The 13,723-nt window shown below is 64.3% G+C and carries 15 protein-coding genes and 1 riboswitch; of the genes, 8 read left to right on the top strand and 7 right to left on the bottom strand.

The features are described 5' to 3' along the window. Nucleotides 1-116: 116 nt before the first annotated feature. Nucleotides 117-929: a cysteine hydrolase gene (locus tag MVC20_RS06480; RefSeq protein ID WP_297539558.1), complete on the bottom strand. Its 813-nt coding sequence runs from the start codon at nt 927-929 to the stop codon at nt 117-119. Nucleotides 930-1,058: 129 nt separating this feature from the next. Between MVC20_RS06480 and MVC20_RS06475 the strand changes: the two genes are divergently transcribed. Then, nucleotides 1,059-1,973: an AraC family transcriptional regulator gene (locus MVC20_RS06475; protein ID WP_297539556.1), complete on the top strand. Its 915-nt coding sequence runs from the start codon at nt 1,059-1,061 to the stop codon at nt 1,971-1,973. Here MVC20_RS06475 and MVC20_RS06470 read toward each other — a convergent pair whose 3' ends face one another. Then, on the bottom strand, nt 1,974-3,359 hold the full coding sequence (locus MVC20_RS06470; protein WP_297539554.1) for a diguanylate cyclase: 1,386 nt from the start codon (nt 3,357-3,359) through the stop codon (nt 1,974-1,976). A gap of 92 nt (nt 3,360-3,451) precedes the next feature. On the opposite strand from MVC20_RS06470, the gene MVC20_RS06465 reads away from it, so the two are divergent. The 4 genes from MVC20_RS06465 to MVC20_RS06450 all read left to right on the top strand — a co-directional run bounded on the left by MVC20_RS06465 (nt 3,452) and on the right by MVC20_RS06450 (nt 6,966). After that, a complete protein-coding gene (locus tag MVC20_RS06465; protein WP_297539552.1) occupies nt 3,452-3,730 on the top strand; it encodes a DUF3572 domain-containing protein in 279 nt (92 codons plus the stop codon). After that, the gene (locus MVC20_RS06460; RefSeq protein ID WP_297539550.1) at nt 3,727-4,419 is read left to right on the top strand and encodes an HAD family hydrolase; all 693 of its coding nucleotides are present in this window, start codon (nt 3,727-3,729) and stop codon (nt 4,417-4,419) included. The genes MVC20_RS06465 and MVC20_RS06460 overlap by 4 nt, the downstream gene beginning before the upstream one ends. Beyond that, the gene (locus MVC20_RS06455) at nt 4,416-5,303 is read left to right on the top strand and encodes a DMT family transporter (RefSeq protein ID WP_297539548.1); all 888 of its coding nucleotides are present in this window, start codon (nt 4,416-4,418) and stop codon (nt 5,301-5,303) included. Before MVC20_RS06460 ends, MVC20_RS06455 begins: the two co-directional genes overlap by 4 nt. A gap of 100 nt (nt 5,304-5,403) precedes the next feature. Continuing rightward, nucleotides 5,404-6,966, top strand: a complete 1,563-nt coding sequence (locus tag MVC20_RS06450) for a trimethylamine methyltransferase family protein (RefSeq protein WP_297539546.1) — start codon at nt 5,404-5,406, stop codon at nt 6,964-6,966. A gap of 129 nt (nt 6,967-7,095) precedes the next feature. On the opposite strand, the gene MVC20_RS06445 is transcribed toward MVC20_RS06450, so the two are convergent. Further along, on the bottom strand, nt 7,096-7,824 hold the full coding sequence (locus tag MVC20_RS06445; RefSeq protein ID WP_297539544.1) for an NYN domain-containing protein: 729 nt from the start codon (nt 7,822-7,824) through the stop codon (nt 7,096-7,098). Between the two features lie 280 nt (nt 7,825-8,104). Between MVC20_RS06445 and MVC20_RS06440 the strand changes: the two genes are divergently transcribed. Beyond that, entirely contained in the window at nt 8,105-8,575 is a 471-nt protein-coding gene (locus tag MVC20_RS06440) for a VOC family protein (RefSeq protein WP_297539542.1), read from the top strand. A 97-nt stretch (nt 8,576-8,672) separates the two neighbouring features. On the opposite strand, the gene MVC20_RS06435 is transcribed toward MVC20_RS06440, so the two are convergent. Genes MVC20_RS06435 through MVC20_RS06425 form a run of 3 tightly spaced genes read right to left on the bottom strand, consistent with a single transcriptional unit; the run spans nt 8,673 to nt 10,807 of the window. After that, on the bottom strand, nt 8,673-9,416 hold the full coding sequence (locus MVC20_RS06435; protein ID WP_297539540.1) for an ABC transporter permease: 744 nt from the start codon (nt 9,414-9,416) through the stop codon (nt 8,673-8,675). Beyond that, entirely contained in the window at nt 9,413-10,069 is a 657-nt protein-coding gene (locus MVC20_RS06430) for a TenA family protein (protein ID WP_297539538.1), read from the bottom strand. The genes MVC20_RS06435 and MVC20_RS06430 overlap by 4 nt, the downstream gene beginning before the upstream one ends. Before the next feature lie 12 nt (nt 10,070-10,081). Beyond that, nucleotides 10,082-10,807, bottom strand: a complete 726-nt coding sequence (locus MVC20_RS06425) for an ABC transporter ATP-binding protein (RefSeq protein WP_297539536.1) — start codon at nt 10,805-10,807, stop codon at nt 10,082-10,084. A 42-nt stretch (nt 10,808-10,849) separates the two neighbouring features. Next, nucleotides 10,850-10,949, bottom strand: a riboswitch (TPP riboswitch). A gap of 127 nt (nt 10,950-11,076) precedes the next feature. Between MVC20_RS06425 and MVC20_RS06420 the strand changes: the two genes are divergently transcribed. Together MVC20_RS06420 and MVC20_RS06415 are read left to right on the top strand one after the other, a co-directional pair. Continuing rightward, nucleotides 11,077-11,679 (top strand): heme NO-binding domain-containing protein, encoded by a 603-nt coding sequence (locus MVC20_RS06420; RefSeq protein ID WP_297539534.1) that lies wholly within the window; start codon nt 11,077-11,079, stop codon nt 11,677-11,679. Then, nucleotides 11,676-12,686 (top strand): diguanylate cyclase, encoded by a 1,011-nt coding sequence (locus tag MVC20_RS06415; RefSeq protein ID WP_297539532.1) that lies wholly within the window; start codon nt 11,676-11,678, stop codon nt 12,684-12,686. Before MVC20_RS06420 ends, MVC20_RS06415 begins: the two co-directional genes overlap by 4 nt. Before the next feature lie 164 nt (nt 12,687-12,850). Here the strand turns inward: MVC20_RS06415 and bchO are convergent, their stop codons facing one another. Further along, complete coding sequence (gene bchO / locus MVC20_RS06410; protein ID WP_297539530.1) at nt 12,851-13,723, bottom strand: alpha/beta fold hydrolase BchO; 873 nt, start codon at nt 13,721-13,723, stop codon at nt 12,851-12,853.

The following is a 13,723-nucleotide window of genomic DNA, read 5'->3' as shown; positions in this document are numbered from 1 at the left end:
ATTTGGGGTCATGGTTACGACGGTTCGTGGCAAATGAAAATGCCCGCGCGGGTCCGTGATCCGCGCGGGCTGCCCTGCCTGTCATCCCCGGCAGGCAGGTGCAATGGCGGCGAGCGTCAGCCCAGCATCGCCACGACCTCTTCGGTGGTCCAGACGGCGTTGGCCATGTAGCGGAAGTTGATCAGGGCGGCGAGGTAGCCATCCCCTTCGGGCAGCATGGCGGCGGCGGTGGCGTCCTTGATCACCGCGACCTCAAAGCCCTGTTCCAGCAATTCGCGCATATGGCTTTCGGTGCAGAGGTTGGCGGACATGCCCGCGAGGATCACCTGATCGATGCCCTGTTTGCGCAGTTGCAGGGCAAGGTCGTTATGCTCTGGCCCGTAGAGCTTGTGCGGCGAGGTGACGATGGTCTTGCCGTCGTTGATATAGGGTTTGTAGATTTCGAGGAAATCGGCGCCCGAGCCCTCGAACCCTTCGAGCGACAGCGGATCCTTGCGGTCGAACATGCCGATCTTGTGCATCAGCTTTTCCAGCGCGCCTTCGAATTTCCAGCCGTGATCGCTCGGATAGTAGTAATGCGGTGACACGGCGACGGTGATGCCAGCGGCCTTGGCCGCCTTGAACAGGCTTTCGATATTGGCGACGGTGTTGTTGCGCTCGACGCTGGCACCGACCACGCCCCAGGTCACGCCATTGGGGCTGAGAAAATCGTTCTGCGGGTCGGTGACGACAAGCGCGACGCGCGCGGGGTCGATTTTCATGTCGCTGGGCGGCAGGGCGGGTTCGGCGGGCTCGGCATAGGGGTTGTCCTGCGCCTTGGCGCCGGTGGCGGTAAGGCCGGTCGCGGCGGCGGCAAGGGCCACGGTGCCGGTCAGCGCCTGACGGCGGGTGAGTTTCGGATCGTGGTTGTGGTCATGACAGTTGCACATGGTCTCTCTCCTGAGTGGCGGTTGAATAGAGCGAACTTGGCAGAGGCCATGTGCCTTTGCGTCCCGAATACGTGGCGCACGGCATAAATTCAGTGCCAATCCTGCCCGAGTCATGGCACGCTGCACGCCATGCAGATCACCGAGACCCATGACCGAATCCTGAGCGAGCTCGACATCCGGCCAGAGCCCTTTGCGCTCTGTGCACTGGAGGGGATGTGCAGTCTCGGACTTGGGCGGGTGCCGGGCGCGACCTTGCATTATGTCCTGAGCGGGGAGGGGCATCTGAGCCTGCAAGGGCACGCGCCCATTTCGCTTGCACCGGGGCGGCTGGTGCTGGTGCCATCCTGCGCGCGCCATTCGCTGAGTCATAATGGCAAAGGCGCGACTGCGGTGCCCGAGTGCAAGCCCGCGGGGCTTGATCTTGAGGAACATGTGGCGCGCGGCGAGGGCGAGGGCACGATGGTCGTGCTCTGTGCGCGGCTTCATCTGGGCCTGCGCGGCACGCATGGGCTGGTTGATCTTATGCGCGCGCCGCTCAGTCTTGACCTGAATGCAGCTCCGGGGGCCGCGCGGGCGATGGAGGCGTTGCTGGCCGAGGTGGCGCAGCAGCGGACCGGCGGGCGGGCCATGGTGCGCGTGCTTCTCCTGCAATGCGTGATCGAGATGCTGCGCGGGCGGCTCGAGGCGAGGGACCCGGCGGTTATGTGGCTCGGGGCGCTGGCCGACCCGGGCCTGTGGAGGGCGCTCTGCGCGATGCTCGATGATCCCGGCGCGCCCCATGCGCTCGAGAGCCTTGCCGAGACCGCAGGCATGAGCCGGTCGCGATTTGCCGAGCGGTTTCAGGCCGCTTACGGGCAGGGGCCAATTGGCTTTCTGCGGGCGCTGCGGCTGGCGCGTGCGGCGCATCTCCTGGTGGATCAGCGCGTGCCGGTCAAACGTGTGGCGCAAATGGTGGGCTTTGCCAGCCGTAGCGCATTCACGCGCGCCTTTGTCGAGGTCTGGGGACAATCGCCGCGCGCCTTTCGGCTGGGGCAAGATCGGTGATCACGCGGGCGAGCGGGCGCAAAAGGTGACCATGTTGCGCCCCTGCGCCTTGGCGGCATAGAGCGCACGATCCGCCTCTTCGAGCAGTTGGGCGACGCTGAGGGTCTGACCCATCGCGGTGGCCATGGTCACACCGATGGAGATGGTGACGTGCAACGGAGTTGTCTTGGCCGCAACCGCGATAGGGGTTTGTGCAATCACGGCGCAGAGCCGATCAGCGCTGCGCTGGGCGCGCCTGCGGCTGGTGGCGGGGGTCACGATCAGAAACTCCTCGCCGCCGATCCGGGCGAGCATGTCGTCCTGGCGCAGATGGGCGCGCAGCTGATGCGTGACCGCGCAAAGCACCTGATCGCCCGCAGCGTGGCCATGACGATCGTTGACCTGCTTGAAAAAGTCGAGATCGGCCAGCATCACGGCAAAATTCTCGCCCGAAAGCTGGCTGCTGTCGATCAGCCGTTGCAGAAAAGGCAGCGCAAAGCGGCGGTTATAGACGCCCGTCAGTGGATCGCGGATGGCCGCGTTGAGACCGTCATGCAGTGCCGCGCGCAGACGTTCGGCGCGCCGCTTGCGGCGCAGTTGTGCCGAGAGGCGCAAGATCAGTTCGCGCGCGTCAGGAAGGCCGATGATCACGTCATCAGCGCTCATGTCGAGCAGGGTCACGCCAAGGGTCGCGGCATCGGCATCAACCAGCGCTATGATCGGACGGGCGCGACTGCGTGGTGCGGCCTTGAGTTCCGCCAGAAGGCGCAGGCCCTCTTCTGCCTCTGCTCCGGTGATGTGCAGCAGATAGACATCGGCTGGCGATTGCGTTTCCGAGAGCGACAGCGCCCGGTCGGCGTCGATCACTGTCGTGGCATGAGAAGAATGGCGGGCGAGCAGGGTTTGCAGGCCGTAGGCCCCGGCGCGGGTGCGCGCGATGATCCCGACGCAGCCCGGCGCATCGAACCCCGCAGAAGCCTCGGCAAAGCCCAGAGCCTGTGCGCCGCTGATTTGCAGGCTGAGTTCCTGTTCGGCATGGTGCTGGCGTAACAGATTGCGCAGACGCGCGAGCAGCAGCGTCTCGGGGACCGGTTTGCTCAGAACGTCATCCGCCCCGGCGCTGAGGGCGGTGCGGCGTTCTATCGGACAGTCCGTCGTCTGAAGGACCATGACCGGCGTTGACCTCGCCCCTTCGGCGTGGCGCAGCGCTGTGATGAACTCTGCCGCTGTGGCATCTGGCAAGCGCGCATTGGCCAAAATCAGATCCGGGCGCTGAACGGCGGCAAGGCGCAGCCCCTCCTTGACCGATGCCGCCTGCACGACCTCGTAATGGGCGTGGCAGAGTTTGACCTTGAGCACGATCCTGTTGGTCGCAAGATCGTCGACGATCAGAATTCTTCCTGACATGGACGCGACGCCTTTGCTCTTGCCCTTTACGATTGGTTCACTATCCATGGCAGAGGTTAAGAAAACCTTTCCAGAAATTAACCGGGATCACGATGCAGCAAGAAACCGCCGAAACGATAGCCTTGCAGGCGCTGGGCTGGCTCGCGGCGCAAGACGAGCTTTTGCCGGTTTTCCTCGGGGCGACGGGGGCGTCGGAACAGGATGTCCGCACGCGCGCGACAGAGCCGGAATTTCTGGGCGCGGTGCTGGACTTTCTGATGATGGACGATGCTTGGGTCGTGGGATTCTGCGACGCGCAGGGCTTGAAATACGAGACGCCGATGATGGCACGCGCGGCCTTGCCGGGCGGAGCACAGATGAGCTGGACATGAGCCGCGCCGACGGAATCCTCTTTGACAAGGACGGCACGCTCTTTGATTTCCATGCCACATGGAGTGTCTGGGCGCATGGGGTCATTCACGAGCTGGCCACCGGCGATCCCGCCGTCATGGACCGCCTCGCGCAGGAAATTCATTACGATCTGGACGCGCGCCGATTTCGACCCACCAGCCCGATCATCGCCGGCACCAATCGCGAGGCCGCCGAGTGTCTGGGCCGCGCCCTGCCGGGGCGTGCGGTCGAAGAGATCGAGGATCATCTGATGATGAGTTCCGGCACGGCGCCGTTGGCCCCTGCCGTGCCGCTCGCCCCCTATCTCGAAGGGCTGGCCGCGCGGGGCCTGCGGCTGGGCGTGATGACCAATGACACCGAATACGGTGCGCGCGCGCACCTGGGCGCGGCGGGTGTGCTTGGGCATTTCGATTTCGTCGCCGGGTTTGATTCAGGGTATGGGGCCAAGCCCGCGCCGGGGCCGCTCTTGGCCTTTGCACGCGCCATGGCGCTTGAGCCCGCGCGCGTGGTCATGGTGGGCGACAGCACGCATGACCTGATTGCGGGGCGCGCGGCAGGCATGCAATGCGTGGGCGTGCTGACCGGCACGGCGCGCCGCGCCGATCTGGAGTCGCTCGCCGATATCGTGCTGCCTGACATTGGTCATATCCCGGCTTGGCTGACCGCATGAGGCAACATCCCCTGTTCGGTCTGGCGCTGGCGACGTTCGGCGCGCTGATGCTTACGCCCGATGCGCTCTTCATGCGGTGGTCGGACATGGGCGGCTATCAGATGGTCGGCTGGCGCGGCCTGATGATGGGCCTTGTTTTCATGGTCTTCTGGGCCGCGACCTCCAGGCACAGGGTACGCGATCTGGGGGTTCTGGTCAGTGGGTATGGGGTTGGCATCGTGATCTGCCAATATGCCAATGCAACGCTCTTCAGCCTCGGCATCGCCAATGCGCCGGTCGCTGTCGTGCTCTTTGCCGTGGCCACAGTGCCGATTTTCGCGGCGCTCTTTGCACGGCTCATCATCGGAGAGCCGACGCGCAGGGCGACATGGATCGCCATTGTCGTGGTCATGGCGGGCATCGCTCTGGCGGTCTTTGGCGGCGGACATGGGGATGTGACGCTGGACCGCGCCGCGCTCTGGGGGGCATTGGCGGGATTGGGCGTGGCGATGGTGCTGGCGCTGAATTTTGTCATCCTGCGGGCACAGCCGCAGGTGCCGATCCTTCTGGTGATCGGGTTGGGCGCGGTGCTGGCGGGGGCCACTGGCGTGATCGTGACCGGGCCTGCGACCATGATGCAAGGCGAGGTCTGGGCGATCGCGATCTGTGGCCTTGTGATTCTGCCGGTGTCGTTTTTCTCCCTGTCGCTTGCGTCACGCTATACCCATGCCTCGAATGTGAGCCTGCTGCTGCTGCTGGAGACGGTGCTCGGGCCACTCTGGGTCTGGCTGGGAACGGGTGAGGGACCGACGCCGATGATGCTTTTAGGCGGCATCATCGTGGTGGTCACGCTGGCGATTTACCTCTGGCAGACCGGGCGGCGGCGCATGGCGCGGCAATCGTGATCCGCGAAAAGCAAAAACGACAGCATAGGTCGCTAAGCGGCATGTGAGGCCGCCCCGGGCGGTGTTTCGTGAGGTCAAACGAGCACCGGAGGGGCATCAGATGGCTGAAGATCTCAAACGCAGGACACGCAGCGGCGGGCGCGCAGGCGGGGCGGCCCGGCGCGGCAGCGCAGTTATCGAGCAGATGCCGTGGAACCCTCCCATCAACCGGGATCGGCCCACCGAACCGCTCACCGATGCGGGCGTGCTGGCGATTCACGACGGCGCGATGCGGATCCTCGAAGAGATCGGCATCGAGTTTCTCAACCCCGAGGCGGTGGCCATCCTGCGCGCCTCGGGCGGCTGCGAGATCAATGGCGAGAATGTCCGCATGGGCCGCGATTTCGTCATGGAGATGATCGCCAAGGCCCCCGAAAGCTGGACCATCACACCGCGCAACCCGGATCGGACCATCACCATCGGGGGCAACCACCTGAACTTCGGCAACGTGTCCTCGCCGCCCTCTTATTGGGATATGAAGATCGGGCGCAAGGTCGCGGGCACGCGCGAGATGTGCCAGAACCTCTTGAAATTGACGCAATATTTCAACTGCATCCATTTCGCAGGCGGCTATCCGGTCGAGCCGCAGGATATTCATGCCAGCGTCCGGCACCTTGACGTGCTTTATGACAAGCTGACGCTGACCGACAAGGCGATGCACGCCTATAGCTTGGGTGCCGAGCGGGTCGATGACGTGATGGAAATGGTGCGGATTGCCGGGGGTCTGACCCACGAGGAATTCGAGGCCAGCCCGCGCATGTATACCAACATCAACTCGACCTCGCCGCTCAAGCATGATTATCCGATGCTGGATGGCTGGATGCGTCTGGCGCGGCGCGGTCAGGGGCTGGTTGTGACGCCCTTTACACTCGCCGGGGCCATGGCGCCGGTGACGATGGCGGGGGCGGTGGCGCAATCCATCGCCGAGGCGCTCTGTGCGGTGGTGCTGGCACAGCTAATCCGGCCCGGCGCGCCCTGTGCGATTGGCACCTTCACCTCGAATGTCGATATGAAATCCGGCGCGCCTGCCTTTGGCACGCCGGAATACATGCGCGCCACGCAGATGACCGGGCAACTGGCGCGGTTCTACAAGCTGCCGATGCGGGCCTCGGGTGTCTGTGCGGCGAACGTGCCGGACGGTCAGGCCATGTGGGAGACCTCGAACAGCCTCTGGTCCGCCGTGCAGGCGGGCGCGCATATGGTCTATCACGCCGCCGGATGGCTGGAGGGCGGGTTGATCGCAAGCCCTGAGAAATTCGTCATGGATTGCGAGATTTTGCAACAGATTCAGCGCTATATGGACCCGATGCTCTGGGCTACCGGCCCCGATGAGATCGCCGTCGAGGCAATCCGCGAAGTGGGCGACAAGGGGCATTTCTTTGGCATCCAGCACACGCAGGACCGCTATACCACAGCCTTTTATCAGCCCTTCCTGAGCGATTGGCGCAATTACGAGGCCTGGGAATCGGCGGGTGCCGTCTGGACACCGGCGCGGGCGCATCAGGTGTTTCAGGACATCATCGCAGGTTTCGAGGCGCCGCCGATGGAGGACGCGGTGCGCGAGGAGCTGGCGGATTTCGTGGCCCGCCGCAAGGCTGAAGGTGGAGCACCGACGGATTTTTGAGGCAGTGATGTCGGCGTCGGTATTCTGTCGGTATCGCGTCGGTGCTCGGGCAACGATGGGGAACAGACGATTGTCCAGTAGCCGCGTCTGGCAGGAAGCGGAGAAAATCTCGAACAGAGCCTTTGCAATTTAGGCGGTCACGGTCTTGAAAGCGTCCGGCCTGTAGCGAACCTTGGCTTTGGGCCCTTTGGGGTCGAGCGAGTAGAGCGCGGGGCGTTTTGCAAGATAGGCGCGCCAGGACTTCTCTGGACTCTTGCTGATCATGACCCCGTGCAGCTTGTGCATGTGCACCGAGAGCAAATTAATCTCGTACCCTGAGTTATCGGTACAATGGGACCTGATCACAATCCTGATCTTGTGATCCAGGTCTGTTGGCGCATCTGTGGATCTCTGACCTGCTGGTTCTGGGGCGGGCGTGACACAGGCTGGGATGCTGACGAGTTCATGAAACTCCGAACACGCCGCCCTAAACCGCTCGGAAGTCTTGGCCTCTCCGACGCCGATCACAGCCAGCCCATAGCCCCGCAAGCGGGTGGCGAGATGGGTGAAATCCTGATCCGAACTGGCCAAGAGCACCGCCGCGCATTGATCCGAGAGCGCGCGTTCCATCGCGTCAACGCAGATCAGCATGTCGGTTGCATTCTTGCCGCTGCCGGAATGGATGAACTGAAAGCCGGCGACCTTGTCCCAATCAGGCAGAAGGCTGACATTGCCATAGGCACGCAAAAGGTCGGGGTCACCGTAGCGGCGGGCCAGATCGAGGATGCTCCGAGCGTGCGTCACGGGAATATTCTCGGCATCGACAAAGACCGAGAGGCGCGGCGCAGGGCTAAGGCGGGTCGGGGGCAAGGTGCTCATGGCCCAAGCCTAGGATGGCAATCCGGATGGATTTGCGGCATCAGGCGATCTTTTTCATGGCGCACACGTCAGGCGGGTGATTGCGGGGCCGGAGGCTGGGAGGAGTATTTGGACCAAGAAGAAGATGGGGCTTGGGCATGCTTGCTGACTGAGTGACAATGCGCAAGCATCTTGTCGTTCGCGCCGACGCGGCCCGTGCCCATCTGCGATGGATTGAATTTTGCGCAGCCCCAATACGGATCGGAATACGAGAGATGCGCTAGACCATTGGAGGAACACGATGACCTTTGTGATCAACGCGCTCGTCCCGGAGTTGTGGTGCTCGGAATTCGAGGCTTCGCTTAAGTTCTACACCGACATTCTTGGGTTTGATGTCGCGCAGCGGCGGGGGTGTGATCCGCATGCTTATCTATCGTTGCAAGGCGCGCAGATCATGATTGCCCACTGGACGCTCGATGGCACTTGGGTGCCGTGGCGTCGACAAGAAATGAATCGGCCTTATGGTCGTGGGATAAACCTGCAATTTTTTGTGCCCGAGGTGCGCGGCTTATACGAGAGGGTCCTTGCGGCGGGCGTAAAGCCGCTCGTGGAAATCTATGAAGATGAAATATGGAAGACCGATTGCATGGACAGGCGCCGCCAGTTCCTGATCTCTGATCCTGACGGCTATGTGTTGCGCTTCGCGCAAAGCATCGGGACGCGCCCCTTGGACCCAGCCGATGATAAAAATCAGGACGCGCAGACCGTGTAAGTGGTGTGCCGCCGATGCTCGCTCAGAGAGCAATCGGCATCTTATTGGATCAAAGGGAAAGCGAACCGGACGTGGCTATCTATGCAGCCCCCCGCCTTCACCCCACCGCCTTGCCATCCAGCCACCGCCGACAGCCCCGGTCCACCCCCGCGTGCAGGAGGAGCGTCAGCACTGCCAGCACGATCAGGGCGGCGAACATGAGGTCGATCTTGGCGCGGCCATTGGCCAGCAGCATGAGATAGCCCAGTCCCTTGGACGCGCCCACCCATTCGCCGATGATCGCCCCTATGGGCGCATAGACCGCCGCGAGGCGCAGACCCGAGGCAAAACCCGGCAGCGCGGCAGGCACGCGGATATGCCACATGAGCCGCGCCCGGTTCGCGCCCATGACGCGCGCGAGGTCGAGCCAATGCGGCGGTGTGCGCATCAACGCGTCGAAGAACGCCGATGTCACCGGGAAATAGATGATCAGGAGCGCCATCGCGACCTTGGACCAGAGGCCATAGCCCAGCCAGAGAGTGAGAATGGGCGCGAGGGCAAAGACCGGGATCGCCTGCGAAAACACCATCATCGGGCGGATCAGACGCCGAGCCACATGCGAGGACGCGAGGCCAATCGCCGAGAGGCCGCCGAGGATCGACCCCAAAGCGAGGCCAATCAACACCTCTGCCGCCGTAATGGTCGCGTGGTGCGCAATCAGCGCGCGGCTGGCCCATAGGGTTTCGGCCACGCGCGCCGGCCCAGGCAGAATGAAGGGCGGCAAGGCCGCGAGCGTCACCAGCGCCTGCCAGAGCACAAGCGCGAGCGCTGTAGAGGTGGCGATGGTGACAAGACGGCTCATGGGGCCGGGTATCCGGCGAGGGCCGCATCGAAGAACGCGCGCTCCAGCCTTGTGGCTGTGACAAAGGCGGATTGTGCGGCAGCTTGATCCTCGGGCGAGAGGATAGGCCAGACCTGATCAAGCTGGCCGCGCAGATAGGCGACCACGCCCTCGAACCCCGGCCCGCTGTGCAGCGTGATCCATTCCCCGAACCAGAACGGCAGAGTTGCCGCCTTGTCCGCATGCGGGCTGGCCCAATCCAGATAGGTCCATTCCGCCACGCTGAGGACCGCAATCATCTGCGCATAGCGCCCTGATCTGGCAGCCGCGCGCATCAGCGCCTGAAACTCGGCCGTTACAGGATGCGGGGTGGCGGGCGGTTCGGTCGTGCCGCCCAAGGCCGCGATCGCGCGCAGGAAATAGGTGTTCTCCGGCCCGGAAATCAGCCCCAGAAACTGTGCGGCCGGGATGGCATCGGGCAGGCTGGGCGCATGGGCGATGGCAGAGGCCAAGAGGCGCACGAAATCCTCGATGAAGAGGTAATCCTGTTGCAGATAGGTCAACATGCGCGTTTCGGGCAGGGTGCCCGCCGCAAGCTGATCGGTGAAAGCGTGCCGGGTGGCGGCCTGCCAATCGTTGGCCACAAGGGATTTGAGGTGGTCGGTGGGGCGCATCTTTGTCTCCGTTCAGGCGGGCGCGCGCAGGCGGGTCAAGAGACGCCCCTGTGCGGCGAGGGTTTCGGGATCATCCACGGCGCGCGGCACCGGCGCCGCTGGGGGTGTCACATCCTCCAGCCCAGTTTCGGTGAGGATATGGATGGCGTGGCCCATGCGCGCGGCCTCGGCCGGGTCATGGGTGACCATGAGCACCGTTCGCCCCGCCAAATGGGTGGCGGTCAGATCCTGCATCTGCGCGCGGGTGCGGGCATCGAGGGCTGAAAAGGGCTCGTCCAGAAGCACGATGGGGCGATCTTCCATCAGGGTGCGGGCGAGCGCCACGCGCTGTTTCTGCCCGCCCGAGAGCGCATGGGGCCGCTTGTCGGCATGATCCGCCAGACCAACCCGCGCCAGCATCTCGCGCGCCCGATCTAAATCGCGCGGCATTCCACGCAACCGCGCGCCAAGGGTCACATTGCCCAGCACGTCAAGCCACGGCATCAGCATGTCGCCTTGGGCCATCAGCGCCATGCGGCCCGGCAGGGGCAGCCCGTCCGAGGCGGTGATCGTGCCGGTGAACTCTGTCACCTCATCCACCCCGGCAATCAGGCGCAGGAGCGTGGTCTTGCCCACGCCCGAGGGACCGAGCAGGCAGGTGATGCGCCCGGCCGCCAGCGACAGGCGCAGCGGGCCAAAGACCGGCAGAGCGCCGATCTTGGCGTGGCCCTCGAGGGTCAGACTGGGCGGGACGGTCATGCACGGCCTTTTCAAAGGGGGCCGCAGGCAGGGGGATGGACCGGTTGCGAAAATTCCGTTCCCTCCGCCGGTGCGAGCCGGATCAGGTTCGATGGGTTGGCGCACAGCCTCTCAGCCCCAAGGGGCACCCCAACGGATAGGCCAGATGTAGCGGCAGCGCCCCGCGATGACAAGGGCGCGATAGGGTCTGCCAAATGCCGGGCATTTTAGATGTTCAGGGTGCGTTAACCCTTGGGTGTCAGGATGCGGGCATCTGAGGGGAGAATTTCATGCACGGGCTGGTCAACCGCGCCATCGAGCGATTTGTCAGGGATACCTATGGGCGCGATGTCTGGATCGGCACCATTCACAAGCTGGATCTGGGGTTTACCGAGTTCGAGGCGATGATGACCTACGAGCCACGCATCACCGAACAGGTGTTGACGGTGGTGGGCAACCGGCTGGCGCGCGGGCGCGACGATCTGCTGGAGGATATCGGCACCTATCTGGTCTCGCATCCCGCGACCGAGGCATTGCGCCGCCTGCTGCGCTTTGGCGGGGTGGATTACGTGGATTTTCTGCATTCTCTCGATGATCTGCCAGAGCGTGCGCGCCTTGCGGTTGCCGATCTGGGGTTGCCGGGGCTGGAATTGCAGGACAGGGGCGGCGGGCTCTATCATCTGCACGTCGGGCTTCCCGAGGGGCACGATCTGAGGCTTGGGCCGGTGGTGGTGGGAATTCTGCGTGCCATGGCGGACGACTATGGTGCGCTGGCGCTGGTCGAGCATCAGGGCGACGGCGCGGACCATGAGATCATCGCGGTGCGATTGCTGGAAGAGGGGTTTGCTCATGGGCGCGCCTTTGCATTGGGAGTTGGGGGAAGCGCGGCATGACGGCGCAAGAGAAAACGCTGTTGCCCCTGCTCGCGGGCCTTTGCCCGATGCACGCTGTTCTGGATACCCAAGGCCATGTGGTGCAGGCGGGGCCGACCTTTGCCAAGCTCTTTGGCGCGCAGCCCCCTCTCGGCATGCGATTTCTCGACCTCATCGAGCTGCGTCGCCCGCATCAGGCGGAGGATATGGTGGCTCTGCTGGCCTGTGCGGGCGCGCGGCTGCGGCTGCGGCTGCGCGCCTCCCCCCATACGGCGCTCAAGGGCGTGCTCTTGGCCTTGCCCGGCGGGGGCGCGGTGGTGAACCTCTCGTTCGGGTTTTCCGTGGTTGAGGCGGTGCGCGACTTTGGCCTGACGGGTGCCGATTTTGCCGCGACGGACCTGACGACGGAAATGCTCTATCTGATCGAGGCGAAATCCGCCGCGATGGAGGCCTCGCGCAAGTTGAACCTGCGCCTGCAAGGCGCGCGCATTGCAGCGGAAGAGCAGGCCTTTACCGATATGTTGACGGGTCTCAGGAATCGCCGCGCGCTCGATCATGTCCTGGACCGGCTGATGCAGAGCGAGCAGGATTTCGCGCTTTTGCATCTCGATCTCGATTTCTTCAAACAGGTGAACGATACGCTGGGGCACGCGGCGGGCGATCACGTGCTGCAAGAGGTGGCGCAACGCCTGCGCGACACGGTGCGCGTGGATGACCTGATCGCGCGGGTTGGGGGCGACGAATTCGTCATTCTGTTGCTCGGTATGACCGAGCGGGCACCGGTGCGCGACTTGGCAGAGCGGATGATTGCCCGGCTGGAAGAGGCGGTGCTCTACCGTGCGCAGGAGTGTCGGATTTCGGGCAGCATCGGCATCACGCTCAGCTGTGCCTACGACAGCCCTGATCCGGCGCGGATGATGGCCGATGCCGATCTGGCCCTTTATGCCGCCAAGGGGGTGGGGCGGGGCTGTGCGCGGTTTCACGAGCCGCCCGATCAAGACGTGGCTCCAATGCGCGGCATTGCCTGAGCGCGCGGGTGTTCTGGTCTTTCGCTGATCCGTCGAACGGCGCCAAATCTCTTCGGGCGCCATGCGCGCCATCGAAACCACACCCGCCCCGGGCTGACAAGGGATCTGCCTAGGCCCCGGCTTGGGGGCCGGGGCGACACGATCCCGATCAGATGCAACCTGCGTCAGGCGGGCCAGTTCCCCGGATCGCGGATCGCGGCCAGAACGCGCGCGGCATCCTCTTCCTGCGCCACATGGCCCAGGCCGTCGAGCGACAGCTTGCGCGCGCGCGGCATTTGCGCGGCGGCGCGGGCAGAGGTTTCGGGCGGCACCGCCAGATCGCCGGTGCCAGTGATCAAGAGGCAGCGATTGGGGATCGTGCCCAAACGGTTCAGGAGCGGGGCCACATCCCACTGCGCCATCATCTGCAATGTCCCATCAACATGCGCGCGGTCGCCGATCAGCCGCGCATAGAGCGCGAGACCTTCGGGCGTGAGGTGCGATCCCGTGCTCTCGATCAGGCGGCGGGCGCGCGCGACCTTGTCCGCCCCAAGGGTGAAAAGCGTGGGGGTGAGCGGGTTGAGCGCCAGCACCTTGGCCAGAACCGGAAACAGCCAGCCTGCCACGCCTTCGAACGGGCCGAGGGCTGCGTTGACGCAGGCAATATCGGGTGGCTGGCCGGTGGCCGTGACCAGCCGCGTGGCGAGTTCGAGCGCGAGTGCGCCCCCTGCCGAATGACCGAGGATCAGATCCGGGTGCCAGCCCTGCGCGCTGCAGAGCGCGGCAATATCCGTGGCCATGCCGGGCAGGCCCAGACGCCGCCGGTTGCCGGCGCGGGAAAATCCCTGACCGGGCAGATCAAGGGCAATCACGCGGTGGCTCTGGGCCAGAAGCGGCATCAGATCGCGCCAGCTATGGGTCGAGGCTCCGGCCCCATGCAGCAAGAGCGCCAAGGGCCCGTGCCCCATCTCTTGCACATGCCAGTGATGCGGGGGGTGATGGATGCGGCGTGACCGGTCATTGAGCGGCCATGTCGCCAGATCGCGCTGCCAGTCCAT

Source organism: Roseovarius sp. (genome assembly GCF_027019125.1).
GTDB lineage: Bacteria > Pseudomonadota > Alphaproteobacteria > Rhodobacterales > Rhodobacteraceae > Roseovarius.
Note: the sequence above shows the minus strand (reverse complement) of the source record. Positions and strands in the feature narration are given on the sequence as shown.